The following is a 19,401-nucleotide window of genomic DNA, read 5'->3' on the forward strand; positions in this document are numbered from 1 at the left end:
CCTCGCGATCGGCACTAGATCGGCCTCGGCTCGGCCGGCGTACCTGCCGTCCACTCTAGTGGGCGGCGTAGCGCGCTGTGACCTGCCTTGCAGTGCGTACTGAATCAACCACCCGGCGGATCGGCCCCGAAGAACCTGGCACCGGATACAAGGGAGCAACGTCGCATCCCCTCGAATACGTTTCCGAAAGGGGATCAGGTTCGCCAGCAGCGAAAATTAGTTGGTCCATACGGCGCCCCCAGCGTCGGCTCTCCTTCGTCGAGCCTCGCTGAACCGCCGGTCAGGTAGCGGCGTGAAACGCGTCGATGATGTCGGCCGGGATGCGACCGCGAGTCGAGACGTTGTGGCCGTTGCGACGCGCCCATTCGCGGATCGCGGCGCTCTGCTCACGGTCGATAGTTCCACGGCGTCCGCCGCCCCCGGAACGGCCACGACGACGTCCCCCGACCCGCCGGCCCGCGTCGGCCCACTTCTTCAGTTCGGCGCGCAGTTTCGCAGCATTCTTACCCGAAAGGTCGATCTCGTAGGTCACCCCGTCCAGGCCGAATTCGACCGTTTCGTCGGCGGCACCCTCACCATCGAAATCATCGATCAAGGTGACGGTCACTTTTTTCGCCATTGGTACCCCTTGGTTAGCTTTCCTGCGCGCAATCGGTGCGCAAAGCCGTAATCGACCTTGCCGCTCAATCTGCCATAAAAATGCGCCTGCTTCAACACACCAGGACTTGGCGCAGTTCAGTTGCCGTGACGACGAACAATCGGAAACAAAACGGTGTCCCTAATTGATAGACCCGTCAACACCATCAACAGGCGATCGATACCCATTCCGGTTCCCGTGCAGGGCGGCATAGCATGTTCCATTGCGACAAGGAAGTCCTCGTCGAGGGCCATGGCCTCGTCATCTCCGGCAGCCGCCGCACGAGCCTGCGCGGCGAATCGATCACGCTGCACAACCGGGTCGATGAGCTCGGAATAACCGGTAGCCAGTTCGACCCCGCGCATATACAGATCCCACTTCTCGGTGACACCGGCGATACTGCGGTGCTGACGAGTCAGAGGCGTGGTCTCCACGGGGAAATCGCGGACGAAAGTCGGTGCGCTCAGGGCATGCCCGACCGCATGCTCCCACAGTTCCTCGACAAGTTTCCCATGCCCGTAGCCTCGGTCTTTGGGAATCTCGACGCCCAGACGATCCGCGATCGCCCACAGGTCGGCGACCGTGGTTTCGGGGGTGATCTCCTGGCCGAGCGCAGCGGACAACGATGGATACATTTCCACCGTCGTCCATTCTCCGTCAATGTCGTAGATGCTGCCGTCGGGCAGCGGAAGTTGACGGGTTCCGATCACCTCATCGGCGACCTCTTGAATAATCTCCCGGGTAGCCACCGCCGAGTCGTCATACGTGCCGTAGGCCTGGTAGGTCTCTAGCATCGAAAACTCGGGCGAATGAGTGGAATCAGCGCCTTCATTGCGGAACACCCGATTGAGCTCGAAGACCCTGTCGAACCCGCCGACAACACACCGTTTCAGAAACAATTCTGGTGCAATTCTCAGGAAAAGGTCAGCGTCGAGAGCGTTCGAATGGGTGACGAAAGGCCGGGCCGCCGCACCACCGGCCAATGTCTGCAGCATCGGTGTTTCCACCTCAAGGAATCCGCGGCGCTCGAGCGCGTTGCGCACCGCACGAATGACGGCGATACGCTGGCGCGCCACGGTACGCGCCTCCGGCCGGACAATCAGGTCCACGTAACGCTGCCTGACCCGCGATTCCTCGCTCATCTCCTTGTGCGCGACCGGCAGCGGCCGCAAGGACTTCGACGCCATCTGCCAGGAGTCGGCCAGCACGGACAATTCGCCGCGGCGGGAGCTGATCACCTCGCCGCGGACAAAGACGATGTCACCGAGGTCGACATCGGCCTTCCACGCCTCGAGTTCCTGCTCCCCGACACTGGCCAGGCTGATCATCACCTGGAGCTGGGTGCCGTCACCCTCCTGCAATGTCGCGAAACACAGTTTCCCCGAATTACGGGCGAAGACCACGCGGCCCGCGACGCCGACGATGTCGCCGGTGGCGGTGTCGGCGACCAGGTCGGGATAATCGGCCCTCACCTGGGCAAGGGTGTGGGTACGGGCTACCCCCACGGGATAGGGATCACGGCCTTCGGCCAGCAATCGAGTCCGCTTGTCGCGGCGAATCCGGAACTGCTCGGGAAGGTCGGATTCGTCCTGCGTCTCAGGGGATATATCGGCGGAGCTCACGACCCGCCAGCTTAGAGGAACACCGTCGACAGAACGAAAAGCCGGTGGCGCTCAGCGCGCCGGACGCAGCTTGCCCCGTTGACCGTCCCGATTGCGTTCGAACACCAGCCGCAGGCCATCCAGGGTGAGGTTGGCGTCATGGTGGTCGACGGTCTCCAAATCGGCCAGCAGCAGCGGTGCAGCGTGTCCGGTGGCCACCACGGTGACCTCGCCCCCAGCTCCCCCGACCTCGTCGCGCACGCGTCGCACCAATCCGTCGACCAGACCGGCGAAACCATAGATCGATCCGGCCTGCATGCATTCGACGGTGTTCTTGCCGATCACTGAACGCGGCCGGGTGAGTTCGACCCGGCGCAGGCCGGCAGAGCGGGCCGCAGCCGCATCAGAGGAGATCTGCAGCCCGGGCGCGATCGCTCCGCCCAGGAATTCTCCTTTGGCCGAAACCACGTCCACGCAGATCGAGGAACCGAAGTCGACGACTATCGCCGCCGTCTTGAACTTGTGAAAGGCTGCCAACCCGTTGACGATTCGGTCGGCACCGACTTCCTTGGGGTTGTCTACCAGCAGCGGGATCCCGGTACGAACACCCGGTTCGATCAGCACGGCGGGAATCGACGGCCAGTATTGGTCGAGCATCAGCCGCACCTCGTGCAGCACCGAGGGCACCGTGGACAGCGCCGCGGCCCCGGTGAGCTGTTCGCCGTCATCGCCGATCAACCCGTCCAGCGTCAGCGCCAGCTCGTCGGCAGTGATCTCCGCCTCGGTACGAATACGCCATTGCTGCACGACATTGCCGTTGTCACCGGAACCGGCGACCAGGCCGATGACCGTGTGGGTGTTGCGGACGTCGATCGCCAGCAGCACGGCTAACGCACGCTCCTGGGCGACAGCAGATCCGAGACGTCATCGGGCACGAAGGCCGGGTCGTGACCGAGGTCCACCTGCTTGTTCGCGGCGTCGACGAACACGATCCGCGGGCGGTACTCGCGGGCCTCGGCGTCTTCCATGGTGCCGTAGGCGATCAGGATCACCAGGTCACCGGGATGTACCAGATGTGCCGCCGCACCGTTGATCCCGATCACCCCGCTGCCACGTTCGCCGGTGATGGCATAGGTCACCAGGCGGGCGCCGTTGTCGATGTCGACGATCGTCACCTGCTCGCCTTCGAGGAGGTCGGCGGCGTCCATCAGGTCGGCATCGATGGTCACCGAGCCGACATAGTGCAGGTCCGCGTGGGTAACCGTGGCACGGTGAATCTTCGACTTGAGCATCGTCCGAAACATCAATTCCTCCGGTTTGATCCGTGATATCCGTCTGATCCGGCCTCCGAGCCGGCTAAAGCCACCTCAGCGTCGAGGGGAAGTCCGATTGTGACCGCCGCATTGTCGAGCAGTCGGGTGCTGCCAACGCGCGCGGCGACCAGCAACCGCGCGGGCCCATCGGCGGGCTCCGGGCCGAGGTCAACGCCGCGCACCTGCACGTAGTCGACATCGACGGCGGGCACCGCGGACAGCACCGCTACCGCCGCCTCCAGAGCCGCTTGGGCGCCGGCCGCGGCCGCACGTTCACCGGCGGCCAACGCCGCAGACAGCGCAGTCGCGGCTTCGCGCTGGGCGGGGTCGAGGTAGCGGTTGCGTGACGACAACGCCAGACCGTCGGATTCGCGCACGGTAGGCACCCCCACCACGGTCACATCGAGATTGAGGTCGGCGACCATCTGCCGCACCAGCACCAGCTGCTGATAGTCCTTCTCGCCGAAGAACACTCGGTCGGGATTCACGATCGACAGCAGTTTGCAGACCACAGTGAGCATCCCGGCGAAGTGCGTCGGGCGAGCAGCGCCTTCGAGTTCGGCACCCAGCGGACCGGCATGCACTGCGGTACGGGGACCATCCGGATACATCGCCGCAGCGGTCGGGGTGAAGACCAGGTCCACCCCCGCGGAACGCAGCGCAGCCAGGTCCTCGTCCAGGGTGCGCGGGTAGGCATCGAGGTCCTCGCCGGCGCCGAACTGCAGTGGGTTGACGAAGATCGACACCGCGACCACCGAACCGGGTACTCGCTGCGCCGCTCGAACCAGCGCGAGGTGGCCCTCGTGCAGGGCGCCCATGGTCGGCACCAGCATCACCCGGCGTCCGGTCGAACGCAGTGCGCGACTGACGCGGGCGACGTCGGCCGGCCGGTCATAGACGTGGAACCCGCCGGCGGTGAAGGTGGGCTGCGGACCCCGGAACGTGTTCGAACTCATCGCGCCAAGACCTCCAGCACGTCGTCGTCGGCACCGGCGCTGTGTGCGGTGCGCAGCGCGTTGGTGCGGTAGGCCTCGGCCAGACCGGGATCCACCTGAGCCAGCGCGGCCAGGTGCCGGGCCAGGGTGGCCGAGTCCCCGCGGGCCACCGGCCCGGTCAGTGCCGCCCGGCCGTCGCGCAGGGTGTTGGCGATCGCGGCGCGCACCAACGGTCCGAGCACCCGCTCGGCGATGCCGTCGGGGTCCTCGGCCACCGCCGAGCCCAGCCGGCCGGGCAACGCCGCCCGCAAGGCCGCCAGCGCGTCGTCGATCACCGTGACCACGTGATTTCCGCCGTGGCAGAGCGCGGCGTGGTAGAGGGTGCGGGCGGTCTCGTCGACCCGGAACGGCTCGGCACCGATTTCGAGCGTCAGCGCCTCAGCGATGGCGAAGCCGATCTCGTCTGCCGCGGTGATGCCGAAGCAGCTCTCCGACAGCCGGTCGATGTCCTCATCCGAGCCGGTGAACGTCATCGCGGGATGGATGGCCAGCGGAAGGCAGCCCTGCTCGGTCAGTGGGGCAAGCACACTGATGCCGATGGCCCCGGAGGTGTGCACGACGATCGTCCCGGCGCGGACCGCGCCCGTGGCGGCCAAGCCGGAAACGATGCCGGCCAGTTCGGTGTCGGGGACCGCCAACAACAGCAGTTCCGCGTCGGCGGCGACATCGGGGGCCGGCAGCACCAGGCTGTCAGGCAATCGGCGCGCGGCGCGCTGCCGCGACTCCTCCGAGATGGCACTGCACGCCACCACCACGTGCTCGGCCCGCTCCAGCGCGACACCGAACGCGGTGCCGACACGGCCGGCCGAAATGACGCCGACCTTGAGCCGGGCGGGCCGGAGTCCGTCGAACTGCACCATGCAGACGACCTCACAGGTTCTCTTGGTGTTCGTTCCAGTCCCGCGCTGCGGGTACCGGACGGTCGCCGGTGAGTCTATCCCGATCAGCCCGGCCCTGCGAGTGACGTTGGTCGCAGTTCTGCGGGTCAGTCTTCGCGGCGGCGACGTCGGCCGCCTGCGCCACTGCTGGGTTGCAGCCGGGCCAGGAGGTCGGCCACCGACTGGCCGCCCGTACCGGGCGAATCGGCGCTTCCCTCGCTGGTAGCGGAGTGTCGGGAAGCCGGCGCGGCGGCGTGTGCCGGAACCACCGGCTCGGCCACCTGTGGCTCGGCCGCTGCCGGGGAGACGGCGGGGGCCGGCTCCACGGAGTGCCGGGAGCGCGCCCGCCGCCCGCCCCCGTCGTGACGTGTCGACTCGGCGCCGTCCAGCGCAGCGGCGACAGGTTCGGTGGCGCCGGAGTGGCGACCGTGCCGACTCGGCGGCTCCACACTTTGCTCAGGGGCACCATGGCGGCCGGTTTCCACAGCGGCATCTGCCGACCAGTTGCTGCCCGGTGCGCCCGGCGGCAGCCACTCCCCTTCAGCACCGACCGGCGTCCACGGCGTGCCCGGCATCGCGGTCCGCGGTGGCTGAGGATGCTCTGGAGGTGGCGGCGGCTCCGGCTCGCGGCGGGCTTCGGGACGCGGTTCGGGGGCGATGAACGGCTGTGGCGGCTGTGCCCAACGGCCCGCGGACGCCGGTGGCGAAGCAGGCTCGTCGGCGACCCGGCTGGGCGGCTCTTCGGCTCGGCGCCGATGCGAACCGCGGCGGCCCTCGGGGAACGGCGGCTGCGCAGGCGGCGCGGGCGCGACGTTCCCGACTGCCGGAATCCGCACCTCGGGCACATCGATGATCGGGTTCTCAGCGGTCTGAGTGACCGAGTCCGGGGGGAAGTTCGGGGGGGCCACCGAAGCGACCCGGGCTGCGCCACTGGCGGTTTCGCCACCAGAACGCGCCCAGTCGCTGTAGGCACGCACCGTGGTGCGCTCGGTCTCCAGTGCCGGCCGGTGGCTCAGGTCGGCGTCGAAGAGGATCTCCAAGTTCGTGCGCAGCGCGGCCAACTCGGTTCGCAACGCCGCTACCTCGTCGGCGGCCTGCGCCCGCAGTTCTGAGGCCAATTCGCGGCGAAGCTGGGACTCCACCGTCAGCTCGTACTCCCGCCGCGCGGAAATCTCCCGATCCAACTGCAGGTCGTAGACGAGCTTCAGGTCCCGGGCCCGGGCCTGGTCAACATCGCTTTGTCGCCGGTAGATCACCGAGACGAACGCGGCCGCGACCGCGGCCCACAACGCGATGATGACCGCCAGCTTGAGCAGCTCCACCCGACTGGTGAACACCAATGCCGAACTCGCGGCAATCGCAAGGATCAGCAACGTTGTCATCAACGTCCAGCCCGGCCTGCGAACTCCACGCCGACCCGGGGCGCGGGACAGGACCGAATTCATCTGCGCCGCTCCACCTCGGCGCTCTGTCCCGGACGGTTGCTGGCGAGCATTGCCCGACTGTACCTGTACGAGGTCAATCCGCGTGTCGCCCCGCTCCGGCGATTCTTACCCGGGTTGATTTCCGGTCAGGTCGGGAGCCGGGCCGGGATCGTGCGGCGACTTGCAGCGGTGCTGTAGCCACAAAGCTGCGATGAGCAGAGCCAGCGCGCTTGCGGCCGCTACGACAGCGCCGCCGGTGTCCTGCACCGCGACCTGCAGCGTGGCTCGGCGCGGCAACAGAAAGCCCAGCACGCCCAACCAGAAGCCCAACACCAGCGCGCCCATCCACGCCGACGCCTTGGCCACCACCACGGTGTGCGCCACCGCGAGCGGATGCAGCCGACCGGCGCCGGCACCGATCTGGCCGTCGTCGATCTTTGCCCCGACGTACCGGCCCCAGGCCGCCTCGACGAACGCGACTGCCAGCAGTGATATCCCCGTCCAGAGGGTGATCGGCGGGAACCATCGATACAGCAGGGGCATCGCCAGGTAGGTGAGGATCGCAACGACAGCAGCACACATGGTCACGTCGCGTTTGCGCGTCGGGCCCATCAGAGCTGCAGCACCAGGTCGGTCAACACGACTCCGGAACGCTCTTGCGGTTCCAGCTCGTCGAGCAGATCTGTCACCGCTCGCGATCGCTGACCCACCGTCAGCAGTGCCCGCGGCTGGATGGACAGCCAGGGCACCAGAACGAATCCGCGCAGATGTGCCCGGGGATGCGGCAAGGTCAGGTCGGGATCTTCAGAACGCAACTCCGTCCCGCCGGGTTGGTGACAGCTGATCACGTCGACATCGAGGGTCCGCGGCCCCCACCGTTGAGCGCGCACCCGCTCGGCTGCCCGCTCTAACTCGTGTGCTCGACGCAGCCAGCCGTGCCCGTCGGTGGCAGCGTCGTCGACGATCAGCACCGCGTTGAGAAATGGCCCCTGTTCGACTCCACCCCACGCCTCGGTCTCGTAGACGCCCGAAACCGCAGTCACCACTGAACCCAGGCCGTCGACCGCCGACTGCAACAGCGCCAACCGGTCTCCCAGGTTGGAGCCGATCGACAGCACCGCGGTAGTCATCGGCGCCTCATGCCGGGATCACCCTGCCGCGCCGGTCGCTGCGCGAGCGCCGAGCCACCACTGCGACGTCGGCGAAGGTCAGCGGGATCGGGGCATGCGGCTTATGCAGCGTCACCTCGACGGCCTGCACCCGCGCATCGCCCATCACCTCTTCGGCGATCTCGGCGGCCACCGTTTCGATGAGGTCGCGGGCCGGGCCGGCGACGATGTTCGCCGCGCGCTGCGCGAGCAGTCCGTAGTCGTAGGTGTCGGCCAGGTCGTCGCTGGCCGCTGCCGCGGTGAGATCCATCCAGACCGTGATGTCGACGACGAAATCCTGGCCGTCGGCACGCTCGTAGGCGAACACGCCGTGGTTGCCGCGCACGCTCAAGCCCCGCAGCTCGATTCGATCAGTCACCGCTCGCGCCTCCCTGACTCCAGGCTTCTAAGACCCGCAACGCATCGACCGAGGCTCGCACATCGTGCACTCGCACGCCCCACGCTCCGTGCAGAGCAGACAGCGCCGAGATGACCGCGGTGGCCGTCTCGCGCTCCGCCGGGGGCCGCGGCGCGCCGTCCGCGCTGGACAGCAGCGTACCGAGAAAACGCTTGCGTGACGCTCCGACCAGCACCGGGATGCCGCTGTCGACCATGCGCGGCAGAGCCCGCAGCAGCGTCCAATTGTGTTGTGCCGTTTTGGCGAAGCCCAGACCGGGGTCGATGATCAGACGCGCCTGGTCGACACCGCCGTCCACCGCGGCACCGACCGCGGCCAAGAGATCTTCGCGAACTTCGGCGACGACGTCACGGTAGGACGGCACCCGATGCGGGTTGGCGGGATCGATCGGGCGCCAGTGCATCAGCACCCACCGCGCGTCCGATGAGGCCACCAGCGGAGCCATGGCGGGGTCCGCGCCGCCGGAGACGTCGTTGACGATCGTGGCGCCGGCACTGAGCGCGGCTTCGGCGACGGCCGCGTTCATGGTGTCAATACTGACGGTAATGCCCTGAGCAGCAAGTTCTTTGACGACGGGGGTGACTCGCTGCGCCTCCGCGCGGGGATCGACCCGCGCCGCACCCGGGCGGGTGGACTCACCTCCGACATCGATGATCGCCGCGCCTTGGCCCACCATTTCCAGGCCATGTGCGACGGCGCGATCGACGTTGAGGTAACGCCCGCCGTCGGAGAACGAATCGGCGGTGACGTTGAGCACCCCAACGACTTGCACGCGTGTCGGGCTCACCTGCGCCGAATGAGTTCCAGGGCCTCAGCGCGCAGCGTGCTGTCGGATTTGAACTGACCGCGTACCGCCGATGTGGTGGTGACCGCACCGGGCTTGCGCACTCCCCGCATCGCCATGCAGAGGTGCTCCGCCTCGACCACCACGATGACGCCGCGAGGATTGAGCTTGCGCATCAGGGCGTCCGCAACCTGTGCCGTCAGCCGCTCCTGGACCTGCGGCCGTTTCGCGTAGAGATCGACCACTCGGGCGAGTTTGGACAGACCGGTGATCCGGCCGTCGTAGCCCGGGATATAGCCGACGTGGGCGACGCCGTGGAACGACACCAGATGGTGCTCACAGGTCGAGTACATCGGGATCTCCCTGACGATCACCAACTCTTCGTGCTGCTCGTCGAAGGTGGTCTCCAGCACCGTGTCCGGATCGGTATAGAGGCCGGCGAAAATCTCCTTATATGCCCGAGCGACCCGCCCCGGAGTGTCGACCAGACCCGGCCTATCGGGGTCTTCGCCCACCGCGAGCAGCAACTCACGGACGGCGGCTTCAGCCCGCGCCTGATCGAAGATCGCCGACGTCAACGTCGACCCCGCTTTCTCAGTCACCGGACGGTTGCTCAGACCGGTTGTTCTCCGCGCTGCGACTGCCACCGGCTTCACCGGGAGCCGCCGACGGCGGAGGCTGACCCGCACCGGGATACGGCTGGGCCTGATATGGCGGGTAGTGCTGGGCAGGAGGGTAGCCCTGCTGCGGCCACTGCTGGGGCGGATACCAGTAGCCGGACTGTTGCGACGGGTGCGGCGGCTGCTGCTGCGCGGGCGGCCAGCCCGGCGCATGCCAGCCCGCTGGGGCGCCGTAGTCGGGCTGGGTGCCCGGCGCGGCGCCTTCGCCTCCGGCGGGAGTGCCGTTGGGGCCGGCTTCGGCGGCCCTGGCCGCCGCCTCCCGCGAAGCCTCGGCGATGGCGGCCTTGAACGCCGGTTCAGGTTTGGGCTGCGGCCACGGCTCGCCGCGCTCGATGGCCAGCTCACCCGGGGTCTTGATCGGCGGCTTGTCGGAGGGCACGCGGCCACCGAAGTCGTCGAACGCGGTCAGCCGGGGACGTTTGACGACGTCGCCGAAGATCTTCTCCAGGTCGGCGCGGTGCAGCGTCTCCTTCTCCAACAACTCACCGGCCAGCACGTCGAGGACATCGCGATACTCGGTGAGAATCTCCCAGGCCTCGGTGTGGGCTGCCTCGATGAGCTTGCGGACCTCGTCGTCGATGCCGCGGGCAACCTCATGGGAGTAGTCGGGCTGAGTGCCCATCGCCCGGCCCACGAACGGGTCGCCGTGGTTGCTGCCGTAGCGCACTGCGCCGAGTTTGGCGCTCATGCCGTACTCGGTCACCATGGCGCGCGCGACCGCAGTGGCTTTCTCGATGTCGGAGACCGCTCCGGTGGTCGGCTCGCGGAAAACCAGCTCCTCCGCGGCGCGCCCACCCATGGCGAAGACCAGCTGGGCGATCATCTCGGAACGGGTGCGCAGGCCCTTGTCTTCCTCGGGTACCGCCACCGCGTGCCCGCCGGTACGGCCGCGGGCCAAGATGGTGACCTTGTAGACGGGGTCGATGTCAGGCATCGCCCAGGCCGCCAGGGTGTGGCCGCCCTCGTGGTAGGCGGTGATCTTCTTCTCGTGCTCGCTGATGATCCGGCTCTTGCGCCGGGGGCCACCGATCACGCGGTCGACAGCTTCTTCCAGCGCCGCACTGGTGATCACGGTGCCGTTCTCGCGCGCGGTCAGCAGCGCCGCCTCATTGATCACGTTGGCCAGGTCGGCACCGGACATCCCTACCGTGCGCTTGGCCAGGCCGTCCAGGTCGGCGTCGGGCCCGATCGGCTTGCCCTTGGCGTGCACGCGCAGCACGGCACGCCGTCCCGCGATGTCGGGGTTGGTCACCGGGATCTGGCGGTCGAAGCGGCCGGGCCGCAGCAGCGCCGGGTCGAGGATGTCGGGCCGGTTAGTAGCCGCGATCAGGATCACGCCGCCTCGATCGCCGAAGCCGTCCATCTCGACCAGCAACTGGTTGAGGGTCTGTTCCCGCTCGTCGTGGCCACCGCCCATGCCGGCACCACGCTGGCGGCCCACCGCGTCGATCTCGTCGACGAAGACGATGCACGGGCTGTTCTGTTTGGCCTGCTCGAACAGGTCCCGCACCCGGGAGGCGCCGACACCGACGAACATCTCCACGAAATCTGAACCGGAGATGGTGAAGAAGGGCACGCCCGCCTCACCGGCGACCGCGCGGGCCAGCAGGGTCTTGCCGGTGCCCGGCGGGCCGTAGAGCAGCACGCCCTTGGGGATCTTGGCGCCCAGGGCCTGGTAGCGCGCCGGATTCTGCAGGAAGTCTTTGATCTCGTAGAGCTCCTCGACCGCCTCGTCGGCGCCGGCGACATCGGCGAACGTGGTCTTGGGCATGTCCTTGCCCAGCTGCTTGGCACGGGATTTGCCCATTCCGAAGCCCATTCGGGCGCCACCCTGCATGCGCGAGAACATCAAGAACAGGCCGATCAGCAGCAGCATCGGCAACATGTAGATCAGCAGTGATCCGAGCAGGCTGCCCTGGTTCACCGTGGTGTTGATCTCGGCTTTCTTCGCGGTCAACGCAGTGAAGAGCGGAACCGCGTAGCCGGTCGGATACTTGGTGATCAGCTTGTCGACCTGTTCGGCCCGGCCGGACTTGTCAGCCTTGCCCTTGCCTGCCTTGTCGACGACCTCGACGCTGGTGAGCGGGGTCTTGAGGACCAGGCGAAGCTGTTGCTCGCGGTCATCGAGTTGGGCGCTCTTGACGTTGCCGCTATGGATCTGGGCCACCGCGACCGAGGTGTCGACCGGCTTGTACCCGCGGGTGTCGTCACTGAAATAGAAGAACGACCAACCGAGCAGCAACACCACTGCGATCGCGATGACAGTGCGGATCACGTTTTTGCGATTCATCAGACATCGGCCGAATTGGCCAAATCCTTCCAATACATGCAGCTGGGCAAGTTCAGGCTACCGTCCCCTGCGCCGAAGGAGCCCAGCATGGGCCCAGCCGGACCCGGCGAACCCCTCTCGACCTCAGCCAGGTTGTGCTTTGGTGTGACGGTGGCCCCCCGAATCCGATGCGCTACCCACCGATTTGTCGACACCAACGGAGTGACCCTGCGGGTCACCGAGGCGGGCGAGCGTGGCGCCCCGGTGGTGTTGCTGGCGCACGGGTTCCCGGAATTGGCGTACTCGTGGCGACATCAGATCCCGGCACTGGCCGACGCCGGATTTCACGTGCTGGCAGCTGACCAGCGCGGCTATGGTGGCTCGTCACGCCCGGAGGAGATCTCTGCGTATGACATCGCGGCGCTGACCGGAGATCTGGTCGGCCTGTTGGACGACGTCGGCGCGCAGCGGGCCACCTGGATCGGCCACGACTGGGGCGGGCCGGTGGTGTGGAGCGCCGCGCAGTTGCACCCCGACCGGGTGGCCGGCGTGGTGGGACTCAGCGTCCCCCCGGTGCCGCGGCCACAGTCCCCGCCGACCGAGGCGTTCCGCAAGATCTTCGGCGAGAACTTCTTCTACATGCTCTATTTCCAGGAACCCGGCGTCGCCGACGCGGAGTTGGACGCCGACCCGGCGCGCACCCTGGCCCGGATGATGGGCAGCCTCAGCCCAGGTGACCGCGAAGCGGCATTGCTGATGACGGCGCCGGGCCCCATGGGATTCATCGATCGGCTCGCCGAGCCGGCGGGGCTACCGGACTGGATCAGCGCCGACGAACTGGACCACTACATAACCGAGTTCACCCGCACCGGATTCACCGGCGGCCTGAACTGGTACCGCAACCTCGACCGCAATTGGGAGATCATGGCCAATCCACCCGCTGCCACCATCGACGTTCCCACGCTGTTCATGGGCGGCTCTGCCGATCCGGTGTTGGCCTTCACCCGCCGGGACCGAGCGACCGAACTGGTGACCGGGCCCTATCGCGAGGTCATTCTGGAGGGCGCCGGCCACTGGCTGCAGCAGGAACGACCCGAGGAGGTCAACTCAGTGCTGCTGGAGTTCCTGGCGGGCCTGCCGACCGGAGCGACAGCGTGAGCGCCCGGCCCTTACGGTTCGGCGTCTTCATCACGCCGTTCCATGCGTTAGGCCAATCCCCCACCGTCGCACTGGAATATGACCTGGAGCGTGTCGTCGCACTGGACCGGCTGGGCTTCGACGAAGCCTGGTTTGGCGAACACCATTCGGGCGGTTACGAGCTGATCGCGTGCCCCGAGGTGTTCATCGCGGCGGCCGCGGAACGTACCAAGCACATCCGGCTGGGCACCGGCGTGGTGTCGTTGCCCTATCACCACCCGCTGATGGTGGCCGACCGCTGGGTGATGTTGGACCACCTGACGCGCGGCCGGGTGATGTTCGGCGCGGGCCCGGGAGCGTTGCCCACTGACGCCTACATGATGGGCATCGATCCCGTCGAACAGCGCCGAATGATGCAGGAGTCCCTGGAGGCCATCCTCGCGTTGTTCCGCGCCGAACCCGGCGAACTGGTGACCCGGCAATCGGACTGGTTCACCCTGCGTGATGCCGCACTGCATATTCGGCCCTACACCTGGCCATACCCGGAGGTTTCCGCGGCGGCCATGGTTTCGCCCTCCGGTCCGCGATTGGCCGGCGCACTGGGCACGTCGCTGCTGTCGTTGTCGATGTCGGTGCCCGGCGGGTTTGCGGCTCTGGAGAACACCTGGGGTGTGGTGTGCGATCAGGCCGCCAAGGCCGGCCGCGCCGAGCCGGATCGCAACGACTGGCGGGTGCTGAGCATCATGCACATCGCCGATACCCGTGAGCAGGCTGTGGCCGACTGCACTTACGGCCTGCAGGACTTCGCGAACTACTTCGGTGCGGCGGGCTTTGTCCCACTGGCCAGTGAAGTTGAGGGCTCACCCCAGACTCCGACCGAGTTCGTGGAGGCCTACGCCGCGGCCGGCAGCAGTTGCATCGGCACCCCCGATGACGCGATCGAACACATCACCGGCCTGCTGGAGACCTCCGGCGGCTTCGGCACCCTACTTTTCCTGGGACATGACTGGGCTTCGCCCGAGGCCACCTATCACAGCTACGAACTGTTGGCACGCAAGGTTATTCCGCACTTCAAGGGCCAACTCGCCGCGCCCCGGGCGTCGCACGAATGGGCCCGAGGGATGCGCGACACACTGTTCGGCCGGGCAGGCGAGGCAATCAAGAACGCCGTCGTGGAGCACGTCACCGAATCGGCGCCCCCCAAAACGGATAGTTCACGCTGATGCGCGCAGCGGTGCTGCGTGACGGAGGAATGGTCTACCGCGACGACGTGCCCGAGCCGACACCGGGACCGGGCCAGGTGCTCGTCGAGGTGACGGCATGTGGCATCTGCGGTTCCGACCTGCATTTCGCCTCACACGGGGAGCAGGTACTGGCCGCGACGCAGGCCATGTCCGGCAGCCCCTCGTCACGGGCGTCGGTCGACCTGGGCGCCGACATCTTCATGGGCCACGAGTTCAGCGCCACGGTGCTCGAGGCCGGCCCTGGCACCGACACCTTCGCACCCGGCACACCGGTCACCTCTATACCGATTCTGTTGGCCACCAAGGGCATCGAACCGATCGTCTATTCCAACACCACACTCGGTGGTTACGCCGAGAAGATGTTGTTGTCGGCGCCGCTTCTGCTGGCGATTCCCAATGGGCTGGATCCGCGCCACGCCGCGCTGACCGAACCGATGGCGGTGGGACTGCACGCGGTCAACAAGTCCGGAGCCACACCGGGCGAGACAGCACTGGTGCTGGGCTGCGGGCCGATCGGCATGGCGATTATCGCCGCGTTGCGGTTGGCAGGAGTGGAAGACATTGTGGCTGCGGACTATTCACAGACGCGGCGGGATCTTGCGGCAACGATGGGTGCGCATCGCACCCTCGATCCAGCCCAGGGCTCGCCCTTCGACACCATCGCCCCGAAAGTGATCTTCGAAGCGGTGGGAATACCGGGCATCATCGACGACGTGCTGCGGCGAGCACCGGTGGGCAGCCGGCTGGTGGTGGCAGGCGTGTGCATGGAAGCCGACACCGTGCACCCGTTCTACGGGATCGCCAAGGAGATCAGTGTGCAGTTCGTGTTGGCCTACCAACCGGCGGAGTTCGCCGCATCGTTGCAGGCCATCGCCGAGGGCCGGGTGGACGTGGCGCCGCTGATCACCGGCGAAGTCGGACTTGAGGGCGTGCCCGGCGCATTCGCCGAGCTGGCCGATCCCGACCGGCACTGCAAGATCCTGGTTACGCCCTAGGGAATGCACCGGCCTCGAGCAACTGCTCGGACCAGCCACCGACCAGCTCGACCAGCTCACCGAGGTCGTCGCCGAGGCCCGTGACGATCGGAGCACATGCCGCGTCGGTGGCCGCCTCTACCGCGTCACGAGCGGCACGGCCGGCGTCGGTCAGCGCGCCATCAACGGCCAGGCCCCGCTCGGCCAGGCGCTCCTCACCGGCGGTCAACTGATCGTCACTCCACGCCCTGCTCCGGACGTAGGTACGCGGCGGGTAGCCGCGGTAGAGCTCGGCGATCAGCCCGATCTCAACGGCATCGAATCCCGCTGCGACCCAGGCATTCACGTGCGCATCCCCACGGAACTCACGAAGCTGGTCAGCCAACAACCAGGCATCGGTCAGAGGCTCGCCGGCGAGCCCATCGGCCACCAACCCAGCGAACAGCGGCTTGCCGGCCGCCGAAAGGCCTTCGACGGCGCGGCGCAGCAGGTCGACCGCACGACCGAGACCGGCGGGAGCCGCACCCAGGACCCTGCGCAGCTGGCCCACCGCACCCTCGGTGCGCGCGGCGCGCAGCGTCGACGCGTCGCTCAGCGTCCAGCCGTAGCGGACGGCAGGCACCACTACTGCCGGGTTGAACACGGCGAACGTCGCGGCGATCACCTCGCCAGGGGCCTGTCCCAGCGCAGAACCGCGGCTGCAGAAATAGGCCGGACCGTCCGGCATCTCCACTCCCCCGGACGTTGCGGGGCTCGCACCGAAGCCGAGTGCCGCGTAGCCGCGGTGACACTCCGGAGAGAAGTACACCTGACCTGCGAAGGGCTCGATGGCGCTGGACAGTGCTCGCGACGGCGCGGAGGTCATCGCATCAGTGTGCCGCACGGACCTTTTCCACCAGGCTCGGCGCTTGCTCCGCTAGGGTGCCAATCATGCCGACACACCGCGCCCGGACGGTTCTCCGCCAGTCGATGACGCTGGCGCTGGCCGGCATGAGCGCTCTGGCATTGGCCGGCTGCGACTCCGCGCCGCACGTACCGGATCTCCCACGTCAGGTGACGGTGGTGGGCACCGGCGAGGTCCAGGGTGTCCCGGACACGTTGACCACCGAGGCAGGCATTGAATTTCTCGCCGGAGACGTCACCAGCGCGATGAATCAGACCAGCGAACGCCAGCAGGCAGTGATCGACGCGCTGGTGGACGCCGGGGTGGACCGCAAAGACATCAGTACCACCCAGGTCAGCCTGCAGCCGCAGTACGGCAATCCCGACAACAGCGGGTCGTCGACCATCACCGGCTACCGCGCGGGTAACACCATTCGAGTGAAGGTCGAGCGCGACTCCGCCTCCCAGGTGCTGGCCGTGATTGTCCGGGCCGGCGGGGACGCCACCCGGATCAACGGCGTGAGCTACTCCATCGAGGACGATTCGGCGCTGGTGCGCGGCGCCCGGGAACGGGCCTTCAACGACGCCAAGGACCGCGCCGAGCAGTATGCGCAGCTGTCCGGTTTGCACCTGGGCCAGGTGATCTCGATCTCGGAGGTGGCCGGTGAGACACCGCCGATGCCGGTCGGGATGCCGATGCGGGCGATGGCCGCCGCACCGCCGGTGGAACCCGGCCAGCAGACCGTGAGCTTCACCGTGACCGCGGTGTGGGAGTTGAGTTAACTCCGCCGCCGCAATCCCGGGGCCATCCATCCAGGTAGCATCCAGCGAATGCACAGGCTGGTGTTGCGATGAAGAATCCCGTACCCCTCGCGATCATCGGACTCGGGTGTTTCGCCATGTTGGCCGCGGCTTTCTTGCCGTATGTCGAGCCGGGCCGACTCGATACCGTCGAAGGCAACACGGTGATCCAGTCCGCCGATGGCTGGCGTCTGATCGTCTCCGCCGCCGCCATCTTTGTCTGCGCCTACCGTGCCGACAGCGGCGGCAAGCGCGACCGGGTCATTGCGCTTTTCATGCCGTGGCTGGGTATCACTCACATACTGCAGCTGTGGCTCAACAAAGACGCGCGGACCGTCTATCCGACCGGGATCCACGGAATGGACGCACCCGGCACGGTGGCGAGCTTAGGAATCGGCTTCTACCTCGCCGCGGTCGGCGTCACCGTGGCGGTGGCGGGAACGACTCTCTTGTGGGAGGCGACCAAGCCACAGGCCACCAACGTCATTGACGATGAACTGTGGGATGACGACGACGAGCCCTCCCCGCAACCCACGTACTGAACCCAAGGTTCGACGATCCGATTCCGCGCCCCACGTGTCGTAGGGTCATCCCCCAAGACATCACACCGGCGTGTCAGTGGGCCCCGCTAAACTCGAACGCATGTTCGATAGAACGTCGCGGGTTCCGTCTCCGGAGTCGATCGCGCGGCTCAGTGAGCGGTTTGAGCGGCGTTATCCGGCGTCGACGCCGGAGTCGGTGGCGTTGGTGGAGCGGATCTGTGGAGCGACGCGGTCAGAGAATCGGGCCGCGGCAGCGCAGCTGGCGGCGATCGGGGAGTTGTTTGCGCTGCGGTTGAGGCGGTGTGGTGAGACCGCGCAGTGGGCGGTAGACACCGAGGCCGCGGTGGCTGCGGAGGTGGCTGCGGCGCTGCGGATCAGTCAAGGGCTCGCGGGTAGTCGGCTCCGCTACGCCCGGGCGATGCGTGAGCAGTTGCCGCAGGTGGCGGAGGTGTTCCTTGCGGGTGACATCGACATTCGACTGTTCCAGACCATGGTCTATCGCACCGGTCTGATCGTCGACCGTGAGGTGTTGGCAGCGGTGGATCGCCGATTGGCGACGGAGGTGGTGCGTTGGCCGTCGCTGACCATGGCCCGGCTGGCGGGGCGGATCGACAGGATTGTGGCGAAGGCTGACGCGGATGCCGTACGGCGGCGTAAGGAACGTCAAGCCGAACGCGAGATCCTGATCCAGGACTTTGTGGAGGGTGGTGTTTCGGAGATCCGCGGCAGCGTGTTCGCCACGGATGCTCGCGCGGTGGACAAGGCGCTGGATGCATTGGCGGCCACGGTCTGTGAGCACGACCCACGCACTCGTGATCAGCGGCGGGCCGACGCGTTGGGAGCGTTGGCGGCGCGGGCGGATCGGCTGGGTTGCTGCTGCGGTCGGCCCGATTGTGTGGCGGGTGGGCGCCCGGCTGCGTCGCCGGTGGTGATCCATGTGATCGCTGAGCAGGCCACCGTTGACGGGACTGGGGATGTGCCGGGTTCGTTGGTCGAGGCGGATGGATTGATCCCGCCGGAGTTGATCGCCGAGTTGGCCACGTCGGCCCGGTTGGTGGCGCTGGCCCATCCCGCCGATGCCCCACCGGAGCCCGGCTATGTGCCGTCGAAGGCATTGGCCGACTTTGTGCGGTGCCGGGATCTGACGTGCCGCTGGCCGGGGTGTGACCGCCCGGCGCTCGACTGCGACATCGACCATACGATTCCCTACGGCGATGGGGGCCAAACCCACGGGTTGAACCTCAAATGTTATTGCCGCACACATCATTTGGTGAAGACGTTTTGGGGCTGGCGCGATCAGCAGCTACCAGACGGCACCCTGATCCTGACCTCTCCCTCGGGGCAGACCTACGTCACCACCCCCGGCAGTGCTCTGTTGTTTCCCCGCCTGTGCATGCCCACGGGGGACCTGCCCGCACCCCAGCGAGGCGCCGATGACCGCTGTGGTGACCGCACCGCCATGATGCCCCGCCGCCGACGCACCCGGGCTCAGCACCGCGCAGCTCGCACCGCCACCGAACGCAACCAAAACCGCAAGGCCCGCGAAGCACGACGCGCCGGCCGCCAAGCGACCTGGTTCCCAAGCCCAACCCCCGTCGCCGCGGACGAGGAACCGCCGCCCTTCTAACGTCATCGGCCCAACAGGGTCCGCAATCTGTCCAAGCGAGGGAACTT

20 protein-coding genes are annotated in these 19,401 nt (G+C 67.3%); 6 read left to right on the forward strand and 14 right to left on the reverse strand.

Annotated elements, in window-relative coordinates:
* Positions 1-280: 280 nt before the first annotated feature.
* From lsr2 to ftsH, 13 genes are all read right to left on the reverse strand, one after another.
* Positions 281-619 carry a histone-like nucleoid-structuring protein Lsr2 gene (lsr2, locus tag G6N09_RS06310; protein WP_083025969.1) on the reverse strand — a complete coding sequence of 113 codons (339 nt, stop codon included), beginning with the start codon at positions 617-619 and terminating at the stop codon, positions 281-283.
* A gap of 116 nt (positions 620-735) precedes the next feature.
* On the reverse strand, positions 736-2,259 hold the full coding sequence (lysS, locus tag G6N09_RS06315; RefSeq protein WP_179959880.1) for a lysine--tRNA ligase: 1,524 nt from the start codon (positions 2,257-2,259) through the stop codon (positions 736-738).
* 51 nt (positions 2,260-2,310) lie between these two features.
* Positions 2,311-3,123 carry a type III pantothenate kinase gene (locus tag G6N09_RS06320; protein WP_083025971.1) on the reverse strand — a complete coding sequence of 271 codons (813 nt, stop codon included), beginning with the start codon at positions 3,121-3,123 and terminating at the stop codon, positions 2,311-2,313.
* A gap of 2 nt (positions 3,124-3,125) precedes the next feature.
* Positions 3,126-3,542, reverse strand: coding sequence for an aspartate 1-decarboxylase (gene panD / locus G6N09_RS06325; protein WP_083025973.1), 417 nt, complete (start codon positions 3,540-3,542; stop codon positions 3,126-3,128).
* Entirely contained in the window at positions 3,542-4,507 is a 966-nt protein-coding gene (gene panC, locus G6N09_RS06330; RefSeq protein ID WP_083025976.1) for a pantoate--beta-alanine ligase, read from the reverse strand. Before panC ends, panD begins: the two co-directional genes overlap by 1 nt.
* Positions 4,504-5,406 (reverse strand): Rossmann-like and DUF2520 domain-containing protein, encoded by a 903-nt coding sequence (locus G6N09_RS06335; protein WP_083025978.1) that lies wholly within the window; start codon positions 5,404-5,406, stop codon positions 4,504-4,506. Before G6N09_RS06335 ends, panC begins: the two co-directional genes overlap by 4 nt.
* A 125-nt stretch (positions 5,407-5,531) precedes the next feature.
* Entirely contained in the window at positions 5,532-6,869 is a 1,338-nt protein-coding gene (locus tag G6N09_RS06340) for a DUF6779 domain-containing protein (protein WP_083025980.1), read from the reverse strand.
* 105 nt (positions 6,870-6,974) lie between these two features.
* Positions 6,975-7,460 (reverse strand): DUF3180 domain-containing protein, encoded by a 486-nt coding sequence (locus tag G6N09_RS06345; protein WP_083025982.1) that lies wholly within the window; start codon positions 7,458-7,460, stop codon positions 6,975-6,977.
* Positions 7,460-7,978: a 2-amino-4-hydroxy-6-hydroxymethyldihydropteridine diphosphokinase gene (gene folK, locus G6N09_RS06350; RefSeq protein WP_083025984.1), complete on the reverse strand. Its 519-nt coding sequence runs from the start codon at positions 7,976-7,978 to the stop codon at positions 7,460-7,462. The genes G6N09_RS06345 and folK overlap by 1 nt, the downstream gene beginning before the upstream one ends.
* Before the next feature lie 7 nt (positions 7,979-7,985).
* A complete protein-coding gene (gene folB / locus G6N09_RS06355) occupies positions 7,986-8,375 on the reverse strand; it encodes a dihydroneopterin aldolase (protein ID WP_083025986.1) in 390 nt (129 codons plus the stop codon).
* Positions 8,368-9,201, reverse strand: coding sequence for a dihydropteroate synthase (folP, locus tag G6N09_RS06360; protein WP_109558921.1), 834 nt, complete (start codon positions 9,199-9,201; stop codon positions 8,368-8,370). Before folP ends, folB begins: the two co-directional genes overlap by 8 nt.
* Positions 9,198-9,800, reverse strand: a complete 603-nt coding sequence (gene folE, locus G6N09_RS06365; RefSeq protein ID WP_083025990.1) for a GTP cyclohydrolase I FolE — start codon at positions 9,798-9,800, stop codon at positions 9,198-9,200. The genes folP and folE overlap by 4 nt, the downstream gene beginning before the upstream one ends.
* Positions 9,793-12,168, reverse strand: coding sequence for an ATP-dependent zinc metalloprotease FtsH (ftsH, locus tag G6N09_RS06370; protein WP_083025992.1), 2,376 nt, complete (start codon positions 12,166-12,168; stop codon positions 9,793-9,795). Before ftsH ends, folE begins: the two co-directional genes overlap by 8 nt.
* A gap of 87 nt (positions 12,169-12,255) precedes the next feature.
* Between ftsH and G6N09_RS06375 the strand changes: the two genes are divergently transcribed.
* Genes G6N09_RS06375 through G6N09_RS06385 form a run of 3 tightly spaced genes read left to right on the forward strand, consistent with a single transcriptional unit; the run spans position 12,256 to position 15,523 of the window.
* Positions 12,256-13,305 (forward strand): alpha/beta fold hydrolase, encoded by a 1,050-nt coding sequence (locus G6N09_RS06375; RefSeq protein WP_083026141.1) that lies wholly within the window; start codon positions 12,256-12,258, stop codon positions 13,303-13,305.
* Positions 13,302-14,507 (forward strand): LLM class flavin-dependent oxidoreductase, encoded by a 1,206-nt coding sequence (locus G6N09_RS06380; protein WP_083025995.1) that lies wholly within the window; start codon positions 13,302-13,304, stop codon positions 14,505-14,507. Before G6N09_RS06375 ends, G6N09_RS06380 begins: the two co-directional genes overlap by 4 nt.
* On the forward strand, positions 14,507-15,523 hold the full coding sequence (locus G6N09_RS06385) for a zinc-binding dehydrogenase (RefSeq protein ID WP_083025996.1): 1,017 nt from the start codon (positions 14,507-14,509) through the stop codon (positions 15,521-15,523). The genes G6N09_RS06380 and G6N09_RS06385 overlap by 1 nt, the downstream gene beginning before the upstream one ends.
* On the opposite strand, the gene G6N09_RS06390 is transcribed toward G6N09_RS06385, so the two are convergent.
* Positions 15,513-16,367 (reverse strand): SCO6745 family protein, encoded by an 855-nt coding sequence (locus G6N09_RS06390; protein WP_083025999.1) that lies wholly within the window; start codon positions 16,365-16,367, stop codon positions 15,513-15,515. The genes G6N09_RS06385 and G6N09_RS06390 overlap by 11 nt on opposite strands.
* 65 nt (positions 16,368-16,432) lie before the next feature.
* Here G6N09_RS06390 and G6N09_RS06395 point away from each other — a divergent pair, with 65 nt between their 5' ends.
* The 3 genes from G6N09_RS06395 to G6N09_RS06405 all read left to right on the forward strand — a co-directional run bounded on the left by G6N09_RS06395 (position 16,433) and on the right by G6N09_RS06405 (position 19,354).
* Positions 16,433-17,167: an SIMPL domain-containing protein gene (locus tag G6N09_RS06395; protein ID WP_083026001.1), complete on the forward strand. Its 735-nt coding sequence runs from the start codon at positions 16,433-16,435 to the stop codon at positions 17,165-17,167.
* Between the two features lie 68 nt (positions 17,168-17,235).
* Positions 17,236-17,727 (forward strand): hypothetical protein, encoded by a 492-nt coding sequence (locus G6N09_RS06400; RefSeq protein WP_083026004.1) that lies wholly within the window; start codon positions 17,236-17,238, stop codon positions 17,725-17,727.
* Positions 17,728-17,827: 100 nt separating this feature from the next.
* A complete protein-coding gene (locus tag G6N09_RS06405; protein ID WP_083026006.1) occupies positions 17,828-19,354 on the forward strand; it encodes an HNH endonuclease signature motif containing protein in 1,527 nt (508 codons plus the stop codon).
* The last annotated feature ends 47 nt before the right edge of the window (positions 19,355-19,401 follow it).

The organism is Mycolicibacter minnesotensis, from assembly GCF_010731755.1.
Taxonomy (GTDB): Bacteria; Actinomycetota; Actinomycetes; order Mycobacteriales; family Mycobacteriaceae; genus Mycobacterium; species Mycobacterium minnesotense.

What these genes read in the sequence shown, in the direction of transcription:
- folK (WP_083025984.1), bottom strand. Translation starts at nt 7,978, where the DNA reads ATGACTACCGCGGTGCTGTCGATCGGCTCCAACCTGGGAGACCGGTTG.
- G6N09_RS06390 (WP_083025999.1), bottom strand. Translation starts at nt 16,367, where the DNA reads ATGACCTCCGCGCCGTCGCGAGCACTGTCCAGCGCCATCGAGCCCTTC.
- G6N09_RS06335 (WP_083025978.1), bottom strand. Translation starts at nt 5,406, where the DNA reads ATGGTGCAGTTCGACGGACTCCGGCCCGCCCGGCTCAAGGTCGGCGTC.
- G6N09_RS06385 (WP_083025996.1), top strand. Translation starts at nt 14,507, where the DNA reads ATGCGCGCAGCGGTGCTGCGTGACGGAGGAATGGTCTACCGCGACGAC.
- G6N09_RS06340 (WP_083025980.1), bottom strand. Translation starts at nt 6,869, where the DNA reads ATGAATTCGGTCCTGTCCCGCGCCCCGGGTCGGCGTGGAGTTCGCAGG.
- G6N09_RS06345 (WP_083025982.1), bottom strand. Translation starts at nt 7,460, where the DNA reads ATGGGCCCGACGCGCAAACGCGACGTGACCATGTGTGCTGCTGTCGTT.
- G6N09_RS06400 (WP_083026004.1), top strand. Translation starts at nt 17,236, where the DNA reads ATGAAGAATCCCGTACCCCTCGCGATCATCGGACTCGGGTGTTTCGCC.
- ftsH (WP_083025992.1), bottom strand. Translation starts at nt 12,168, where the DNA reads ATGAATCGCAAAAACGTGATCCGCACTGTCATCGCGATCGCAGTGGTG.
- panD (WP_083025973.1), bottom strand. Translation starts at nt 3,542, where the DNA reads ATGTTTCGGACGATGCTCAAGTCGAAGATTCACCGTGCCACGGTTACC.
- lsr2 (WP_083025969.1), bottom strand. Translation starts at nt 619, where the DNA reads ATGGCGAAAAAAGTGACCGTCACCTTGATCGATGATTTCGATGGTGAG.
- G6N09_RS06395 (WP_083026001.1), top strand. Translation starts at nt 16,433, where the DNA reads ATGCCGACACACCGCGCCCGGACGGTTCTCCGCCAGTCGATGACGCTG.
- panC (WP_083025976.1), bottom strand. Translation starts at nt 4,507, where the DNA reads ATGAGTTCGAACACGTTCCGGGGTCCGCAGCCCACCTTCACCGCCGGC.
- G6N09_RS06375 (WP_083026141.1), top strand. Translation starts at nt 12,256, where the DNA reads ATGGGCCCAGCCGGACCCGGCGAACCCCTCTCGACCTCAGCCAGGTTG.
- G6N09_RS06405 (WP_083026006.1), top strand. Translation starts at nt 17,828, where the DNA reads ATGTTCGATAGAACGTCGCGGGTTCCGTCTCCGGAGTCGATCGCGCGG.